Raw genomic sequence first — 19,375 nt, 5'->3', positions numbered from 1 at the left:
TTATTTATGAGCAAAAAGAGAGCAAATAAATAGCCTGAGTGGCGCTTTACCTTGATTGGTAAAGCAATGTAACTGGCCAGCCGGGATATAAAAGGAATCCCCTTCATCCAGCAACTCTTGAGTAGCGATTGATTTTAACTGAGCGCGCCCTTCAACCACCAAACCACAGGCATCCTGCGTCAGCAACTTCAGGCCATTTGTTTCACCCTGAAGGACAACAACAAAATGGCTTACCAACTGGTCTCCTGCGCACTCCATTACGGTAGGCGATAACAAGGATGAGGATTTATTGACACGAACGGAGGAGGTTGGGATAAAACCAAAGAAATCGGACAAACCAATCGGAACTACAGCAAGAATTCTCTCGAGCGACTGGATACTGGGGCTCACTTGCCCCAACTCGATCATTGAAATACTGCTATTGGTAACTCCGGCCCGTTTAGCCAATTCTCGCTGAGATATACCAAACATCTCGCGAATAAGTTTTAAGCGTGTTGCAACGCTTGTTGTTTGAGCGAGGGAAGAATCTCTCATATCCTTTAGTAGATCTTGGTTGACTCCGTCAGCAGCCATTACCACCACCTCACTCGAGCTTCTATGCTTGAGCGCGCCGGCATATCAGTCCGGCGCAGACGGAAGTTACTTTTTAGAGGCAAGTAACTGCTCACGCTCAGCAGTTGGCAAGTTATCAACAATAAGTTGATATGAATGATCGATCATTCGCTGGATCTGCTCTGTCGGAACGGAACCATCAAGAATAATAGTGTTCCAGTGCTTTTTATTCATCTGGAATCCGGGACGTACAGCCGGATACTGCTCACGCAGCTGCAACGCCAGATCGGGATCACACTTCAAACTTACGCGCGGCACACCGCCTTCTGCGGTTAAAGTCGCAAACATTTTATGGCAAACTTTGTAAACCGCCATATCTGGCCCAGAGGGAAACATCTCTTTGGCTTGGTGCTTGTTTAAAAGGTATTTCTGTGCAGAAAGAAAATCCATGTTTTAGTCCTTTATCGAACAACTCAGGTCGATTAAAAAGCTATAAAAAGGGTTAGGGTTAATGCAATAGCACTGGTTAAAGGATTGCCCAAGTTGCAAAATCATCAATACCACATGACTTGCACTTTGAAACTGCCCTTGTACTGGCACCGGTTACACTCCTGACGTATCCGCATAGGTCGTTAATTTAAACGCCACGCCTTATGACCTAAAGCTATTAAAGAAATACCACTTACACACTAATCGGCTTTAGATCTCGGGCCCGCTCCCTCTATTACCCCCTATTCTGCATCACCTGCAACAGAAACGATAGAGAGAATGGCGTCAAATTCAACTAATTTTGATTCAGTGTTGATTTTATGGTCAAACCGACCAGTTGTCACTCTATTCCACAAAAGTCTTTGGTATTGTAACGACGTCATCACACCAAAACCGACGTGGAACCCAAATCTGTTACTCTCGCTTTGAAGACTAGCATATAGGCTGCAAGACGGTAAATTGCACAAACTTTTTGCACCCAGGTATTAATACTTACTTGTTTAGTTAGAAAGATGTACGGCGATACTCTCTGTATTCCGGCTCCCAAAAATTTTTCTCGATTTTTTGATCGATTAAATCTACCGGAATAGGTAACGCAACCCCATCCGCTATTGCCTGAAGTACAACCGCCCTTGCAATCAATTTGCTCACATCGCGGATTTTCTCTAGGGGCGGTAGCAAGGCCCCTTGCCCTGTTTGTGCTACCGGAGAGGCATCAGCCAAGGCTTTACTCGCCGCCATCATCATAGCGTCAGTAATTCTGGATGCCTTCGCAGTAATAACCCCCAACCCAACACCAGGAAAAATATAACTGTTGTTACATTGAGCGATATCAACTTCATGATCACCCATATCTACTGGTGGAAACGGGCTGCCTGTAGCAACCATCGCCTTGCCCGATGTCCAACGCAATAAATCTACCGGCTGTGCTTCAGCTTGAGAGGTGGGGTTCGACAAGGGCAAAATCAATGGATACTCGCATTCGGCTTGCATTGCCTCGACCACCGATTTGGTAAACAACCCAGCCTGCCCTGAAACACCAATCAACACACTCGGCTGAACGTTAATCACAATATCCAATAAATTAATCGGACCATCATCTTTTGTGTGGGTTAGACTCCAATTACTTACAATTTCATCAGGGGTACAAAACGGAATTTGAAATTCAAACAAACCTGAAGAACTCTCCTGCAACAATCCATCTTTGCTCAATAGGAAAATCCGCCGACGTGCTTCTTGCTCACTGGTACCTTCGGCAATCATTTGTTTAACAATCTGATCTGCAATACCACAGCCCGCGGAACCCGCACCAGCAAAGACGATGCGCTGATCACTTAACCGTTCCCCTTTTGCCAAACATGCTGACATGAGCGTCCCTACCGCTACAGCGGCAGTGCCCTGAATATCATCATTAAAACAACACAGTTGATCGCGGTAACGCTTTAATAAAGGTGTTGCATGGTCCTGAGCAAAATCTTCAAATTGCAACAATACATTTGGCCAACGAACTTTTACCGCCTGAATGAACTCATCCACAAATGCATAATAATCATCACCGGTAATACGTGGGTGCCGCCACCCCATATACATCGGGTCATCTAACAACGCCGCATTATTCGTCCCTACGTCGAGAGTCACTGGCAACGTATATGCCGGGCTGATGCCACCACACGCGGTGTAAAGAGCCAGCTTACCGATGGGAATCCCCATTCCACCGATACCTTGATCTCCGAGCCCCAAAATACGTTCACCATCCGTAACAACGATCACTTTTACATTTTGTTTGGTCGCATTTTGCAGCATATCTTCAATGCGATCGCGGTCCGGATACGAAATGAACAATCCGCGCTTACGGCGATAAATTTTGGAAAATTGCTGGCACGCCAAACCAACCGTAGGGGTATAAATCAACGGCATAATTTCCGTTAGGTGATCTGTCACCAACCTAAAATATGCAGTTTCATTGGTATCTTGAATGTTACGCAGGTATATATGTTTATCTATTGGCGTTTGGAAGGAGCACAATTGATGGTAAACACGTGCCTCCTGCTCTTCGATTGTCTCAATCTTGTAAGGCAACAAACCCTCGAGATTAAACTGTTGCCGCTCGCGCTGAGTAAATGCACTGCCTTTGTTCAACAAAGGGGCTTCCAACAATGCCGGTCCCGCAAACGGAATATATATTGGGCGTTTTTTCGTCATAACAACCACTCAATCAAGGCTGGGTGGTAATAACCATAGCGCAATTACGCTAACACAACCATAAGATATTGCACTGCAGTTATTTTTTTTGTTAAGAGCGGGCTAAAATGCCATTTCAGTTTACAAATTAGTTTTTACGCCATTTCCAGAATTTACGAGATCACTATGAGCATCGAAGAATTTATTGCCAAATTAAACAAATCACCAAACAATATCGACTTTAAAGAAACTATCGCTGTTATTGACGCGAACTATAACTTTACCCCAACTGAATTTGAGAATGGCGAGTTGAAAAATGAAGCTGGACAAAATTCCGGCTCCTGCAAGCTCTTTTCGTTTGCACAAATTCAAGGTTTTAACAACGAGCAAACCTTACAGTGCTTTGGTGACTACTACCGAATAGACGTCTTGCAACATCCCGCGGCCACAGACCACCAAAATATTCGTAATTTTATTAAATTCGGATGGCAGGGTATTCGCTTTACCGGCGTGGCGCTATCGCCAAAATAAGTTAGGTAGCATCTCATGTGGATACAAAAAGAAATTCAGTTACCGCCTTATCGTCGCGGATTTCATTTGATAACCAATGAAATCCTTGGAGCAATTCCAGAAATAAAAAAAATGGATATAGGTTTATTGAATATCTTGATCAAGCATACATCCGCTTCGCTCACCATTAATGAAAATGCGGACCCCACAGTCCGTAAAGATTTCGAAAGCTTTTTTAATCGCCTAGCTCCAGAGGATCAACCCTACTATTTACACAATGACGAAGGCAGTGATGATTTACCAGCTCATCTAAAAAGCAGCTTGTTGGGCGCAAGCTTGAATATCCCTGTTACACGGGGGCGATTAAATTTGGGGATATGGCAAGGTGTCTATTTTACACATTAGTTGCCATATTGACATTACTACACATAAGTTTGATTATCACCTGACAATACCTCAATCTGTCGGGTCACCCACTTTGGCACACCTCGAATCCTACGCAGCTCTACCTTACATCCGCATCGACGGAGACTGGGCTCCGCGCGAATCCAGTAAACCTAAGACCAAGTACACCATTTTCTGGTCTGATGGCTCGCTGTGGATGGAGGCTCATCGTTACTTGGCAGAAAAGCGAGTAAAGTCTCCAACGATTCGTAGCAATGCTTACGATTTAAAGGCCTATGCAGATTGGTTGGAGGAAAACAATCTTCACTGGCTCCACTTTCCCATTAAACGCGAGGATCGCTGCTTGGAACGATTCCGCGGGCATCTTATAAATACCTCAACTAAGACAAGCTCATTAGCTTCGCGACGAATAAATGCAGTCGTCAACTTCTACAAATGGGTCAAGGCGAGAGGATTAATAGATAAACAGCTTGAGATGTGGGCTGACCAGCAGATTGCAGCTACATATTTCGACCAGACAGGCTTCAATCGCACGTTAAGTGTGTGGACAACCGACCTAAGAATTCCACACCGAAAGGCAAACATCACTAGTGTCGAAGACGGCTTAATGCCACTCTCTACCGAAGATAGGGATACCCTGTTGAGGTATTTGAAGCAAAATTCCAGTGAACAAAACATAATTTTACACGCCATGTTTACTCTGGGGTTCTTCACAGGAGCGCGCATCGGATCAATAAGGACACTTCGGATTGAAAATCTTAAAAGCGCTATAGTAGATCCGACTTCCATCTCAATCGGTGAGCACCCAGATAGTTTCATACTACTAATTGCTGCCGGACCGGGCACAGGGATCGATACAAAATTCGATGTCCGAGGTTACCTCCGCTTTCTGAAACCAGTACACGAATTCATACTTGAGTATGCTGAAACAAATGTCACTAGGCTTAAACGTCAAGCCAAAGCATCAAAGGCAAACAAGTCTTTGGTGTTTCTGACAAAAGATGGAAATCCCTACAGCGAAGCAAGCATCAACACAGCTCTTTCCGATTTAAGAAAGGCTTTAGTTCGAGACAACTTGACGCAGTTTCATGACCTTAAATTTCACCAATCCAGGGCAACCTGTGGAACCGAGCTTGCGCGTTTATATATGAGCGTAAGTGACGCAAATGCAATTGAGCATGTTAGAGATTGGTTGATGCATAAAAATGCAAGCACAACTTGGAAATACGTAAAGTTTTTAAAAACATCCAAAACAGCAAGAAAGGTGAACAAAGAGTTTACCAATCAGTTCTTAGGCCCAAACTTTTTTTAGTGGAGTGAAACGAACTTGAAGAAGCCGGAGCATCTAAAAATCAAAGAAATTGAAGGTGCATGGACCGACCTCAGTCGCTGGCTCATTAAAGGAGGAGCAGCGACAGAATCCCGATGGTTTTATCGCGATGCAACAGCTGAAGCTTGGCATGGCATTATTAAAGATCGCTTACCGTTCGTAGAAGCAATTAAGGATCTTTTAAACCTCGAAATTACGCGGGGCACATCACACGCATCAATCTACACCTACTATCACATTATCAATAAATTTATAAAATGGATCGATGTAAATGATATTCAGCTATCGGTGGAAGATAAGGCGTTAGAAACAGTGTTCCTGGCATACGATGAGTACAACTATTCTCAGGCATACGTCAAAAAGGATATCAAAGGTATAACGGCCTATAAAAACGTTCTCGATTTGAGCCAATATATATCCGACATATTGGAAAGACCCCCTCACCTGCTACTGAAATATCAATCTAAGACGATCAAATCCTATAAGGCTCCTCGTAAGACACTTATCAGTCGTGCGGCAGAGAAGCAGAGCTTAGGGGACGCAAGAATACTTGGACATTACTGCGTCGATATTTCTAACGCCATTACTGTTGAGTCGATTCATGGCCAACTACCAATAGCCCTAGACATACTGAAACCTGATGGTTCAAGACATTCAATTAGAATGCCATCTGGACTAACGGGACTGCTCAACCATCAAAACAACGTCATATCGCGAAAGGCTGTAACGCTTTGTAAACCAACCACAACGATAGATATGTTCAGAGGGAGCTTGATAAGAATTCGGCTGCTTGCTGAGATTGTGATCTTCGTATATCAAACTGGCATGAGTATGTCACAGGCTACCCAGATTGAACGAAAAGGATTTACCTATAAGCTACAGGGAAACAATGATTGGCTTGTGACATGCTACAAGGGGAGAAAAAAGGGGCCCGTCAAATTTACGATTTATAAAGAGTATCGAGAGCGATTTAAGAATTTAATAAAGTTTGTCGATTTTTTTTATCCTGAAGATTCTAAACTTTTCCCTGTCCTCTATAAGAGCACCAATAATGGCAGCGTGAACTACGGAGTGCTCAAGGCACAAGCAAAACAGGATGGGATCCCATGGATTCCACCGAGGGTGACTCGCAATACTCGTGCAAACTTTTTAGATCGCATGAGTGGTGACCCAAATCTGAGTGCTGAGATGAGCCAGCACACACGAGAAGTATTTAAGCAGGCGTATGAAAGGCCGTCACAGCAACGCGCTATGACTGCACTGACGAAATTTTGGAATAAAAAACCAGTTAGTTTGATAAACAGCGGTTGTAACGCGCAACCTGAATCCACACACGACAGACCATCAGGAGTAATTAACCCCAACTGCATCAATGAATCTGGTTGCCTGTGGTGCAAAAGCCATCGCGACATCGATTCCGAGGATTATGTGTGGTCGCTTACAACTTTTAGATACCTAAAAATTATTGAAGCTGCTCAACCAGTAAAACGTGCGATACCTGCAGACCTGGTTATTAAGCGACTGTCGGAAAAGCTGGACGCCTTCAGAGAACGCAATACGCGATCACAACAATGGGTAATTGAGTCTCTTATTCGCATTGAAGAAGGTGTCTATCACCCAACATGGAAAAACATCATTCAATTCTGGGAGTCCAGATGAACGCCTCAACTCTTCGATTTTGCGACACCCATATATCATTAATAGCTTCAGAGCTTTGCAACTACCAGCCAATAACTTACCCGCCACCAGATGATTTTTATGTTTCTGTTGACTCTGACGGCAAACCACTTTCCAAATATTGTGATGAACGGTGGGATTTTCATGCCTATAGCCGTTCTTCCTTTAATTTCAATATTCAGAAGCTTACCCCAAAAAACAAGGATCTTCTCAAGCAGGTTACATTTCTATATCTGTACCACATGCCTTTGTTTCCAGGAACGGTAAAATCAATTCAATCAACATTCAAATTGTTGAGTAAGCTTTGCAAATTTGCAGACTTACACAACATCACCATTAATCAAATTTACCGATTTCCGCGCTTGGCAAGCGATCTTATAGATTTTCTTTCACCACCACAGCACAGAAGAGTGCTTGGGATTCTTAATGCCTTATTGAGAGCGGAAAATGTTTTGGGTTGGAAAATTGCTGATGTTGCATTCATCGAAAAATTAGTTCAACTCCAAATCTCTCATATACCAGTCCAAAACGCTTATATACCCCCACGTATTTGGATGTCGCTCATTCGATCAACCGAACTCGTGATGGACGCATTTGAAATGAAGCAAGCCGCTTTTGCAAAGGCTTGGACATGGGTGCATGACGCGTATCGACACAACATTGAAAATGGTCACTCTCAAAAGAGCCCATTCGTAAATGCAGGGCGGGACACTAGCGTCAAGGGTCAAATGAAACCATCACGAGCCAAAAGACGGATTTATCGAGGAGGAGCAACAGTATTTTTTGAAGACTATGGAATAGCTGATCTCTTAAACCGATGGGTAGGCTATATACCTACTCAGAAATACGAATTACAAGCGCTCTCTGTCTATGCAAACCTCGTAAGGGATTGTGCATTCACGTTTATATTGGCACACAGTATACAGAGGCTCGGTGAAGGGCTTTCCATGCGTTCGGATTGTTTTATCGAGGACGATGACCCAACTCTCGGTAAGGTAGCGTTGCTGGCGGGTGAAACAACAAAAACTGATCCTGATAGTGATGCGCGCTGGGTCGTACCAACTTCAGTCGAACGCGCGGTCAAAATTCTTAATTTCTTCTCACGCTTGCGGTTAGACACTACGTTCAAAGTCGTCCCTCAAGATGTTCAAATAAATCCATATCTAATGACAGGCAAGATAGAACATTGGGGTTCGGGCACGAGCTCTATCAAAGTATACCAATGGGACTTAGGTAAGTTCGTAGAACTCAATCCGTTAGCATTCCCTGAAAAGGAATTTATAATTACTAAAGACGACTACAACATCGCATACCAGCTTACACCGACGCTAACGGAGAAATTATGGTTCAAGGTCGATGGCAGCTGGTCGTTTAACGCCCATCAACTAAGACGGACCTTGGCCGTAAATCTGTTTGCCTCAAACGTACCAGATGAAATTATACAGTGGATGATGAAACATAAAACCGTTTATCAAAGTTATTACTATGGACGTAATTACACGCGCCTTATAACGAATGCCAACGCTAGTGATGCAGTTACTGTCGAGGCCAATAGGTCAGCAGTACGGGAGTTAATTGAGATAGCTGAAAACAGTATTGGTGACAGCGTTCACGCCACAGGAAAAAATCTAATCGCAGTGAACACGCTCAAACTTATTGAAGATCGCGATTACAAAAAGCTGGAGGAACTCGCAAAGAGCGGCGAAGCATCTTGCCGACGCACCCTACTTGGTTTTTGCATGACTCAATCTTGTGAGTACGGCGGGGTTGAATCGGCAGTGCATTGCGCCGGAGTGGATGGAAAAGGTCCATGCAAAGATGCGGTGTTTTCCAAGCGAAATGAAAAGGGACTTAAAGCGTTATACGACGCCAACGCCATTGAGTTAACAAATCTTATAAAGAACACCCCTCGGCACTCAAAACTCAAAGCCGAGAACGAAGCTATTGAGGTCTACTTTCATGCCACGTCCCAAAAGTGTTGAAGCAGAAATGCGTGCCGCATTTGAGCGACTTAAGCTCGATGAACCAAAAAACCTACCTAAAGGCACCCGCGTGTCATTAACCAACGTGGCGAAAGAGGCTGGCATGCTGCCAGTAAGTCTACGAATGGATCGATACCCAGATTTACATAGAGAGATTACTGCGTACTCGGAGATTCATTCGACCTCTACCGAAAAGGGCAAACCCAAGAAATCAAGACAATCGGATTCAAAACGCATACAGCGACTTCAGAGTCAGAACGAAAAGCTTTTGAATATCGTAAATACACTAATCACCCTTAACGAAGAACTGGTACTAGAGAACGAGATGTTGAAAGAAGGCAAAGTAACTCGCTATACGCCATAATTTCGGGCTGAAATATTCAATTGATGAGCTTGGCATGATTTAAAACGTGCCCATCTATCAGGCTTCTACTGGCAATTTAATAATGAGGATCTGAGAAACCGCTCGAATACCGTGTCATCAGTTAACTATCTAGCGCCAGCAACTGCAAAACTTCTGTTAATAAGGCAATGCTATTCATCCCTGAAGATTGGCCTCTGACCAGATGTTTAGCACGGAAACCAAATTTAGTAGGTCCCTCGTAGTCGGCCAGTGATGTATCACCAATGAAGAGGATTTGCTCTGGTATTAATCCAGTATCCGTTAGAATCGACTCGTACATTTCTATGTCAGGTTTTATTGCACCAATTTCATAGCTGAGGTGCCGGGTGAAGTTAAATTGCGGCAATAGCTGGTCAATCACCGCGCCGTAGGGTTTTGCCAAATTAGAGCAAATGGCCAGAGGAACTCCTCGGCTGGTCAAGAAATCTAGGGTTGGTAGCACATCATCAAAGAGAGTCAGGCCGGCTAACTCTTCCTGAATTTCTTGATGTAATTGTGTGAGCATATTGGCAGGAGGAAAAATCCCAAGTGTTGCCAGCAACTCACCGCAATCCTTGTCTACCGTCATCAATTTTCGTGCGTCATCTGGTTTTGGGCTGCGCCCCTGCTCCCTAGCCCAAAGTAGAATCTTTCGGAAAGGATGATGCTTAATCCCAAACTGAACCAATGTCCCATAGAGATCAAATACAATTAATGCTGGGAAAGTATTCACTGTGAATCCTGCCGTTGATTTTTAGAGCGAACTCCATTTTGAGGCGAAGTAACTCTGTCTCATATGATCCACAGCAAACAAATTTAGTTATGCTTGGTTATGGAAAATCGTTTACTCGTCTGATAGTTGCCATCGTTCGCTCTTTTGCGGCCAGTCAGGCTGTATGAATTTTTTTCTGCGCTTACTAACATCAGCATCGACGTTTAATACCGCCTTACTATTAAGCAACTCCTTCATTGCCTGCTGAAAGTCAGTTGGATAAAGGTCACTCTCTTCCAAAAATCTAGCGAAACGTTCGTTATCAATTAATAAGGGGGTGCGTGTTAGTTTTGTTAGCAAAAATACTTTTGCGGAAAGGCGATTGTCAGTTACAGGAATACACTGTGTTACGTCATCCTCAGCCGCAAATAAGTCAGTAATAGGAGCAGCGTCAAACTGTTTTAGCAGCAAAGTTTCGTTATGCGTTATACGCTGCACAGAGATCATTTTCTCCGCCGCTTCCTTAAAGACAATGATACCTTTCGGATGTCGCGTCAGGTAAACAAGAAAGTAAAGTAATTTATTGGTGCCGGGTCGACTGATGGGAATATACGTAGACCTACCGAGATAAATCGAGTTTATATTCTTTTGATACTGGGAAAGAAATGCCCGCTGGCGATCAAAAACTGTTTCACAGCCATTATAATTAGGTTTTGTACCCAACAGTTCAATCATGTCCGGATCATGTTTTTCGATTCCAGTAGCTCTGTTGGCAAAGTCGTACATTAGGTTGATAAGAAATTCTGTTTTGGGTCGCTCTAATAACAACCTCATTGTCGTTGCACCAATAATATTTTTCCAGCCTTTAGGGTCAACAAAAAAGAAGGTGAAATGATCTTGTGTCCATTCGACTATATGGGGTATTAGTTTGGTGTAATCACCATGCATACAAGCAACTGTAATAGCAGGATCTCGATGTTTATCTAAAAATGCCTGCAGACGTGAAAATGCCTCATTGTCTTTTTCTATATAAAGCGCTCTGAATTTAACATCTCTTTTGAACGTTTTTTTGAAAATGGCTACACTTTTCCTCATTTGCGCGATGGATATACCAATAGATGTATCTGTTAACGCTTCATTTTCGTCTGACCAAGGACCAGCAAAACAATCCACATAGTTAATAACAATTTCAGACTGGCCAATAATCATGAAAAGACGCTCAAGATACGTTTTCAATATGGTGTGCTTTAAAAAGGCTTGGGGTCTACCAATATATTCCTGGGGCAAAAGCACTAATTATCTCCTTATGTAATTAAAAAAACAGTTGTTTTTGATTGTATCTGAGAATATCAGAAGGCCCAATCTGGTTAGCACTTCGGCGAGTTCCCCCATCTTTTGTCACAATCATTAATTCTTTATTGTCTATAGAAGACTGAAGTGCAGCTTTGATTTCTATTGTTGAGGCGGGCGTCAGGCTGCCGATATTGTCGGTCAGCTGTGAAAATGGCATTTGTATATTGCAATTGTCCAATAGACGGGGAATGGATTCTGACAGGCACTCAATACAGCGCTCTTTTGCTTTTGATCCAAAATCGAATACTTCTCCAAAATCAAGCGTGATTTGGCCTGCTGTTTGAGTAGCTTGGTAGCCCAGTGTAAATATACCTTCACCCAAATGATGCTCAAACCCTGCACTGGTATTAGAATGTTTCCAATGAAGGCCCATCATGACATCCCGAGCAATAAATTTTTGCGATAAATGCACCAACCAATAGCACCATCCTTTTTTAGGCTTTATAAAAAACAAAGTCATGTGGTTTGCGCCAGATCCTTTTAGAATGGCATTTGCCAACTGCTCTTGAATAGCGTGTTGCCACATACCTGCCTCCTTAAAAAGCGCCAGCCGATTCCAGTCGATATATTGTGAAAGATTGATATTTTCGAGTGCTTTTTTATTAGTCGAATTCTCTGCCAGAAAACTTTGCAGAGTGTCGAAATTAAAGGTCAAAATAACCTCGCTGGCGGTACTAGAAAAAATATTTCTAATAATGCTGAACGGAACATCTTTATAGGCATATTGATCAAGAATAAAAATAGCACGCATACCCTTATTGCGCTGTTGAATTCGCTTGATCACATCAGTAGCTACTTGATCAAATTTTTTGTTATACAGATGTATTTTTGAACCAAGTAAATGCGCAAATTCCGACAAATGTAGTTCTTGCCGCAGGAAGTCGAGATGGGGAGCATCTTTTTCAATGAAATGATACTCAGCATCAATAGAACGAGGCTTCCGTCTACCGATATTGAGTAGTGCTTCCGCCTCTTGGATTGATTTCAAGATCAGAAAAGGAGAACCATCGGTTGTCTCTTCGCGATTGAATGCGCGGTATTTTCCTCCACCAGCAAAGCCATCTACAACGGTGAGTGGCAATCGCTCAATCGTAGCATTTGCCATATACACTTCAACATAGCGCTTTAAATAATCGGCTATGATGAGATGTTTAGTTTCGCTATGTTCGTCAAGTTGCGGAAGTTCTGATCCAATTTCCCAATCATATTTTTTATTTTTATGGCTCACACGGAGTTTCCTTTTCCTATTATTTTAAATGGCAACGACTGGAATCATATCCCACACTTGGCCTTGTAATTGTCGGCCATTTGCACTTTTATTACGCTTGACGCCATCTTGCCCCCAGGAGCCCCACTGTTTGAAGAAGAAATCAATTTCATTGCGCTGACATTGATCTCGCAATTTTAGTACCCAAGATTCTTCCATCGGCCTGGCTTTAACGCCCGATTCACCGCCAACAATAACCCAGTGGATACCCTTGAGAGAAAAGCGCCCCAAATCCTCTAATAACGGCTCAATAGACAGAAACCGGGTTTTGGCTTTGATGGCTTGCAAATAGCCGATCCGAGGAATTCCGTACTTTTTATCCTCGACAGAAACACCCAGCCAAGCATTATCAGGTACCTGTCTAGTCTGGAAATAATCATTCATTCTTTCCGCGCGTTTGGTCAGAATTTGATAGGCATGCTGTGGTGTCGCACGGATAGTGTCAAATATGCGATCAATAAAATCATAAGGCACCGCCTCATGAAATAAATCGCTCATGGAGTTTACAAAATAGATGGTCGGCTTCCTGCGATGTAGAGGCTGATCCAATCGTTCATACATCAGCGTAATGGTGTCAAAGCCAAGTTCGTAACCCGGAGCTCCCATTGCCTTCAATCGCTTTGCCATTACCTCCGCGTAGCAATATTTACATCCGGGAGAAATCTTAGTGCAGCCCGTAACCGGATTCCATGTTTGTTCGGTCCATTCAATTTTACTGTTTGTAGCCATAATAGATCTCCGTGAATCACGTCAGTGTAATTGCCCGCAGCCGGATCATCAATTGGCGTGTAATGGGATATTATTCAGGCTGCGAAAGCTGACTTAAAGCATCAAAAGTTGTATTACCGTTAATTCGGTTCTAATACTCACTAGCAGGGTGACAATAGAAGCGCCAAATCGCAGACATCAAGCCCCACTCGAACCATGCATCAAACCACTTCTGCATCGCCTACGCCTCTCTTTAGTACTTCAGGCAGCTTTTAAATCCCGCGTGTATCTGATGCCCTTAATGCTTATCATTATATGAAATGCTACGACGACCTGAACCACCGAAAGAGAACCAATCACCGCTGGGATCATTTACGGAAAGAGACCATCTCGACCACAATATTGGCCAGGCACCATCAATAGATGGTGCACTTTTCAAAAAGAGCTTTCGTTGCGTAAAGCTAATCGTCTATTTCAGCTGGTGAATTTAATTCGTCGCCAGCAACCCGTCTCTGCAGCCAAACTCGCCGAACAGCTACAGGTGTCTGTGCGCTCGATATACCGTTATATCAACGACCTTTCGGTTACAGGAGTTCCTGTCTATGCGGAGCCGGGTCTTGGGTACCGTCTACAACCGGGCTTAGAGCTACCGCCATTGCATCTATCGCCTGAAGAATTAGATGCGTTACAACTCGCGGTGAGCTTTTATCGCGCGTAACCAGGCGAGAGATGGCAGGCGCGGCGCGCAGTCTTTCCGCCATAATTCTCGCCAGTCTGCCCGACGAGCGCCGCTACAACAGTTGTGCAGGCACCAAAATAGAATCATTTGATAAATGAATGCGCTTACTAAAATCGTAAGAATCTCTGCACCATAAAAAAGGCCCACACTAATTACAGTGTGAGCCAAACGAGCGAGGGGATTTTTAAACGATTAATTTACTGGGATAAACTCAATGCGATCTGCATTCCACTCCCAGGTTGAACTGGTAGAACCGGCAGAAATGATCCGCACTGTGTGAGCACCCTGACTGAGCTGAACACTGCTGCTTACTTCCAGCAAAGCAAACACATCCCAATTGTTATTGTTGGGCACGGTCTTTTTCGCTACCGACACACCATCCACCAACACTTCTATAGCACCGCCAGTTTGAGTGGTGCCGAGATAAGCATTGATACGATAGTTAGCGGTTGCAGTCACATTGATGCTGTAGTCCGCCCAGTCACCGGTTTGGTTGTAGTTAATAGCGCCTACACCCGCCGCGGTGGTGTACTTTTGGAAGCCTTGATAGCTGCCGCCAGTCGTAGCATAAGACTCCGCCTGCATTACCACCGGTGTTGCCACTGCCGCCGAACTTGAAGCGCGCGATGAAGAGGAAGGAGCAGCGACCGCCACTTGAGTGAACTCAATACGATCCGCATTCCACTCCCATGTCGATGCGGTAGTACCGGCCGAGATAATGCGCACGCTGTGTGCACCTGCAGTTAATTGCACACCAGTCGCTACTGCCAACTTGGCAAACACATCCCAATTGTTGTTATTGGCAACGGTCTTTTTCGCTACAGATACACCGTCAATCAACACCTCTATAGCACCACCGTCTTGTGTGGTGCCGAGGAAGGCATCAATACTATAGGTACCCGCACTGGTGACATTCAGGGTGTAATCGGCCCAATCGCCACGTTGGTTGTAGTTGATAGCCCCTACTCCAGCTGCCGTTGAGTATTTTTGGAAGCCTTGGTAAGTACCACCCGTCGCGGTATATGCCTCAGCTTGCAACACCAACTTCGAACCACCTGTTGCAACACTGGATGCCACACTGGATGCAACTGACGAGCTTGAGGATACAGGTATGGATGAGCGCGATGATGAACTCAATGAGACGGAAGAAGACAGTGGTGTCGATGAACGCGATGAAGATGACAACGGCATTGATGAAGGTGAAGAAGATGCCGGTGTCGATGAAGCAATTGACGATGCCCCACCAGTCGTCGCTTTCAAAATACGATAACCAATCTTATCCAGATTCCACTGATAGGCACCGCCAGCACCCACACTGAGCAAGCGCAGCGTATGGGTACCTGCAGAGTTAATCTGCAGACCATTGGTTACTACCGTCGTCACGTGCTGATCCCAATTGCCATTGTTAGGCAAGGAGGAGCGGCCATTGGAAACACCATCCACCAGGAACTCCACACCCGCGCCATCTAAAGGTGTACCGGTTGCCAATACCAATTGGTAAATACCCGCCTGCGCAAAGTTAATATCGAACTCCACCCAGTCACCGGTTTGGTTGTCATTGATATTGCCGGCACCAGTGGTGCTTTTCACAAAACCGCCATAGGCTCCGCCGGTGCGATTAAAAGCTTCGGCTTCGACGTAGGTCAGTGTGGTATTGGAGGCAACAACTTCCACTCGGGTTTTACCGCTAAAGCCACCGTCGTTACTGCGCCCGGTAATCTCTGCCACACCCAACCCAACACCTTTCACCAATCCGGTACTGCTCACGGTTGCAACTGCAGTATTACTGGAGGTCCAAGTGACCGACTTATCACTGGCGTCTGCCGGAGTGAAACTGGTTTGGATTTGCAGGCTATCATTTTGTGGGATCAAGGTGCTCGCGGGCGATATGGCCATCCCGGTCAACAACTTGGCTTTCACCTGAATGTTTGCCGTGCCCACTATGTTGTTCGCGACCGTTTTTGCGGTAATGGTGACATTGCCTGCCTTAAGGCCAGTGACTACCCCTTGGGCATCCACAGTTGCAATGGTCGGATTAGAGCTGCTCCAGGTCACTTTACGGTTAGGTGCATGAATTGGCGTAACTGCCGCACTTAGCTGTTTGCTCGCGCCTATATACAGAGGGTTAGGCAAACCCACGACAGAAACAGCGGCAGGCACCAACTGGCTGACAGATACCGAAGCCGTAGCAGTTAACGCACCGTCCACTGTTTTTGCGGTGATAGTGGCAGAACCTGGCTTGTTACCGGTCACCAAACCATTTTGATCAACACTGGCCACACTGGGGTTAGATGAAACCCAAGTGACGTTTTGGTTGGAGGCATTGGCTGGGCTAACACTTGGTTGAAGCGCTACCGATTGAGTCACCAACAAATTGCTGACGCTGGTTTGGCTCAGGCTCAAGCCAGTAACGGCCGTGCATGGGCTGCAAGCAGCGGGAATGCTACGGGTAACTTGAGTATCCATATCCCACACTTGCAGGCTCACCGCCGCAACTTCACCCTGGGCAATCGTCGTTAACTGAATGTTGTTATTGCCGCTTGCGCTTAGATAACTTACATCAAACGGAATCTCCAAGGTTGCCATGGAGCGCCCGTTTCTTCTCGACTCATCGCCGCGCCAATCGGTTTTCACCGGTACTGTATTGCCGTTAATTTTGAGCGATACGCGGCTGTCGGACGAGCCAGTCGCTATGCCGGTATTCATAAAGAAGGCGCCGGTCACACGCAGTTGCGCTTCACCTTTAGCCGGTTTGGGCACACCGTTCACCTGCGCACTCACATTTGCGGCTGCAACGCGATACGGGGCATTGGCGGTCAGTGGTTCAGCCGGGTATTTCTGCTCTTTGCTGTTGAGTGTGGGGTTTGGGTTATTGGTGTACTCAATATCCAAAATCACCGTTGCATCTGCGCCAATTGTGATGTTTTTAGGCAGGCTGGTCAGAGTGGCATCGGCCAGAATTGGCTTACCCACACCGTTGGCTGGATTGTTATCATCATCAATGGCCTCGTCTAAATATAAGTGGCGCATTTTGATGCTCTTGATCGCATTGCCGCTGATGCCCGCAAAGTTCATGTCTACGGTGGTCGGCTTTGCTTCCAAACTGTTTAAAATGACATACATGTGTTTGCCCTTAACATAGGCATCCACTTGAATATCGCGGTCACTGGCATAGGTATCTACACGGGTGCCATCAACGTCACGCCACAATTCATACCATTTAATGGAAGGGTTAAAGTTCCAGGTACAGTTGGTATAAGCCGTAGGTGTTTCGGTACAAGTTGAGTAGTCACGATCCAACAGACTTTGGCCGTAAGGATGGGTTTTGTCCTCATCGCCCCACTCACCCTTAACCACGATGAACGGCATAGACAAGGTGACGTAATCAGGGCGCTCCATAAATTGCATCATCATTTGCGAGAAGGGCTTTAATACTTCCCAGCGCATGCGCTGACGATCCAATTTAGTAATGTCGGTGCCGGTAATATTGCCGTATTCCGACATCACCACTTCTTTGCGTTGACCGAGCATTTTCATGTCGTACCATTCGAGCAAATCCAAAACCCCTTCAGATTGGAAACCCGTACGCAAAGCGCCGGTGCGAGTAGATGCTCCGTCCCAAGAAGCCCAGTCATACAAATGGACTGAATAGAAATCCATATTTTTACCGGCGGCATCCATAAAGCCTTTCCAGATTACATCCCATTGATACCAATCCGAACTTGGGCTTGGGCCATTGAGCGACATCGTGGGCGATTTATTAAAGCTGTTTACACGGATAGCATTTTTGATCGCCTCACTACCCGCATCCGAGCCATAAAACATATTCAATAATGCATCGCCACGATTGCGCGGCGAACCTGTTGCAGTTGCATCGCCTTTTTCCAAATCGTGCAGACCCCAGGTCATGCCGCCGATTTTTGGAGCCTTGTTACCCAGCTTGCTACGTACAGTATTGGCAACCACGTTGTGAAATTCGAACAGTTCTTCCCAAGTAGATACATGACCTTCATGACTGGGAACGTTCATCAACATATCGGGTTCGTTGACTACCTCCCAATATTTGGGCATAGGAATAGCCGTAGGATCATTCTCGTATTGCACAAAAAATTTATTTAAAAATTCCGCATACCATTCTGCTGCATCTTGTGCGGTGCGTGGTCGCCACGGAGTTTCACTGGTCAAGCCACCACCAAACCAGGAATACGAACTCCAGTTAGGGTAAGCGGGTCTGGGTTGTGACCCCATAATCAATGAAGAAGTGCGCCCAAAATATTCCTGCGCATCGGCGTATTTGGTATCCAAATTTTCTTTGTATTGCGCCGAGAGAGCACTCAACTGTGCCAGATTAGGCTTGTTGGCATAACCAAAAGGAAATGGGCTGGGGGTATCGGTAGAGCGCGCCTTATCACCACCGGTTTGGCTGAAATAGTACATCGACAAACCATTATCGCGACCAAAGGTCACACCTAAATCCATCAGGTAATCGAGCTTTTCTTTTTCACCCAAGAAATCATTTTCCATTGGGCTGGCATGAATGGTAATGCGCCGCTCGCGTCCAAAATCAGAAACGCCATTGACCGAGTGTTTGATATTCGCGTTGATATCAACCTTAACGTTCTGCGCCAATGCTAAAGACGCCATGCTACTTAAAACCCCAGTAGTAATAGCGGCAACAGCAAGGCGGAGTTTATGTTGTTTAAACATAATTGCCTCTTTGATGAAATGATAATTATCGTTATTGGAAAAAACACTAACAGCTGAAGAACATATTATTGTTATTAATGATTGGCCAAGACGATTCTGATTTACGCGAATCCCAAGCCCCTGCTGGTGAAGCTGTGCCAGTAGCAGAAATAGAATCTTACACCGATATTTTTTGCATTAACACAACCTTGTTAACATTTCACAGTTAATCTTTAACTTTTTTACGCTCCCGCCTCCCGCCCATGCGCAGCTGATACCCACTCTCCTCACTGTCACAGCCCATGCCCCATCACTTCGACCAACAACCACACATTTTGTTAACAATTAATGTTTGACATTAAAAAGAAGTGGGCAGATGATACCTGCGCAAGGCAAGGCGCG

15 protein-coding genes are annotated in these 19,375 nt (G+C 45.0%); 7 read left to right on the top strand and 8 right to left on the bottom strand.

What is annotated here, in order from left to right:
• The 3 genes from D0C16_RS02525 to D0C16_RS02515 form a co-directional block, all read right to left on the bottom strand.
• Positions 1 to 573 (bottom strand): helix-turn-helix domain-containing protein, encoded by a 573-nt coding sequence (locus D0C16_RS02525; protein ID WP_151030867.1) that lies wholly within the window; start codon positions 571 to 573, stop codon positions 1 to 3.
• A gap of 66 nt (positions 574 to 639) precedes the next feature.
• Positions 640 to 1,002, bottom strand: coding sequence for an MmcQ/YjbR family DNA-binding protein (locus D0C16_RS02520; RefSeq protein WP_151030866.1), 363 nt, complete (start codon positions 1,000 to 1,002; stop codon positions 640 to 642).
• A 543-nt stretch (positions 1,003 to 1,545) separates the two neighbouring features.
• Positions 1,546 to 3,243 carry an NAD-dependent malic enzyme gene (locus D0C16_RS02515; RefSeq protein WP_151030865.1) on the bottom strand — a complete coding sequence of 566 codons (1,698 nt, stop codon included), beginning with the start codon at positions 3,241 to 3,243 and terminating at the stop codon, positions 1,546 to 1,548.
• Between the two features lie 165 nt (positions 3,244 to 3,408).
• On the opposite strand from D0C16_RS02515, the gene D0C16_RS02510 reads away from it, so the two are divergent.
• The 6 genes from D0C16_RS02510 to D0C16_RS02485 all read left to right on the top strand — a co-directional run bounded on the left by D0C16_RS02510 (position 3,409) and on the right by D0C16_RS02485 (position 9,490).
• Positions 3,409 to 3,753 carry a HopJ type III effector protein gene (locus D0C16_RS02510; RefSeq protein WP_151030864.1) on the top strand — a complete coding sequence of 115 codons (345 nt, stop codon included), beginning with the start codon at positions 3,409 to 3,411 and terminating at the stop codon, positions 3,751 to 3,753.
• 15 nt (positions 3,754 to 3,768) lie between these two features.
• Positions 3,769 to 4,137, top strand: coding sequence for a secondary thiamine-phosphate synthase enzyme YjbQ (locus tag D0C16_RS02505; protein WP_151030863.1), 369 nt, complete (start codon positions 3,769 to 3,771; stop codon positions 4,135 to 4,137).
• A 73-nt stretch (positions 4,138 to 4,210) separates the two neighbouring features.
• On the top strand, positions 4,211 to 5,449 hold the full coding sequence (locus D0C16_RS02500) for a site-specific integrase (protein WP_007640824.1): 1,239 nt from the start codon (positions 4,211 to 4,213) through the stop codon (positions 5,447 to 5,449).
• A gap of 15 nt (positions 5,450 to 5,464) precedes the next feature.
• Complete coding sequence (locus D0C16_RS02495; protein ID WP_007640822.1) at positions 5,465 to 7,126, top strand: hypothetical protein; 1,662 nt, start codon at positions 5,465 to 5,467, stop codon at positions 7,124 to 7,126.
• Positions 7,123 to 9,126 carry a hypothetical protein gene (locus D0C16_RS02490; RefSeq protein ID WP_151030862.1) on the top strand — a complete coding sequence of 668 codons (2,004 nt, stop codon included), beginning with the start codon at positions 7,123 to 7,125 and terminating at the stop codon, positions 9,124 to 9,126. Before D0C16_RS02495 ends, D0C16_RS02490 begins: the two co-directional genes overlap by 4 nt.
• A complete protein-coding gene (locus D0C16_RS02485; RefSeq protein ID WP_050976986.1) occupies positions 9,104 to 9,490 on the top strand; it encodes a hypothetical protein in 387 nt (128 codons plus the stop codon). The genes D0C16_RS02490 and D0C16_RS02485 overlap by 23 nt, the downstream gene beginning before the upstream one ends.
• Positions 9,491 to 9,611: 121 nt before the next feature.
• On the opposite strand, the gene D0C16_RS02480 is transcribed toward D0C16_RS02485, so the two are convergent.
• From D0C16_RS02480 to D0C16_RS02465, 4 genes are all read right to left on the bottom strand, one after another.
• A complete protein-coding gene (locus D0C16_RS02480; protein WP_040391654.1) occupies positions 9,612 to 10,241 on the bottom strand; it encodes an HAD family hydrolase in 630 nt (209 codons plus the stop codon).
• Between the two features lie 111 nt (positions 10,242 to 10,352).
• Positions 10,353 to 11,513, bottom strand: coding sequence for a three-Cys-motif partner protein TcmP (tcmP, locus tag D0C16_RS02475; RefSeq protein WP_151030861.1), 1,161 nt, complete (start codon positions 11,511 to 11,513; stop codon positions 10,353 to 10,355).
• Between the two features lie 19 nt (positions 11,514 to 11,532).
• On the bottom strand, positions 11,533 to 12,801 hold the full coding sequence (locus D0C16_RS02470; protein ID WP_007640813.1) for a three-Cys-motif partner protein TcmP: 1,269 nt from the start codon (positions 12,799 to 12,801) through the stop codon (positions 11,533 to 11,535).
• Between the two features lie 24 nt (positions 12,802 to 12,825).
• Complete coding sequence (locus D0C16_RS02465; protein WP_040391652.1) at positions 12,826 to 13,569, bottom strand: phage Gp37/Gp68 family protein; 744 nt, start codon at positions 13,567 to 13,569, stop codon at positions 12,826 to 12,828.
• 430 nt (positions 13,570 to 13,999) lie between these two features.
• Between D0C16_RS02465 and D0C16_RS02460 the strand changes: the two genes are divergently transcribed.
• Positions 14,000 to 14,266 (top strand): YafY family protein, encoded by a 267-nt coding sequence (locus D0C16_RS02460; RefSeq protein WP_007640809.1) that lies wholly within the window; start codon positions 14,000 to 14,002, stop codon positions 14,264 to 14,266.
• Positions 14,267 to 14,479: 213 nt separating this feature from the next.
• On the opposite strand, the gene D0C16_RS02455 is transcribed toward D0C16_RS02460, so the two are convergent.
• A complete protein-coding gene (locus tag D0C16_RS02455; RefSeq protein WP_151030860.1) occupies positions 14,480 to 18,994 on the bottom strand; it encodes an Ig-like domain-containing protein in 4,515 nt (1,504 codons plus the stop codon).
• Positions 18,995 to 19,375 lie beyond the last annotated feature (381 nt).

This window comes from Cellvibrio sp. KY-GH-1, assembly GCF_008806975.1.
GTDB lineage: Bacteria > Pseudomonadota > Gammaproteobacteria > Pseudomonadales > Cellvibrionaceae > Cellvibrio.
Note: the sequence above shows the minus strand (reverse complement) of the source record. Positions and strands in the feature narration are given on the sequence as shown.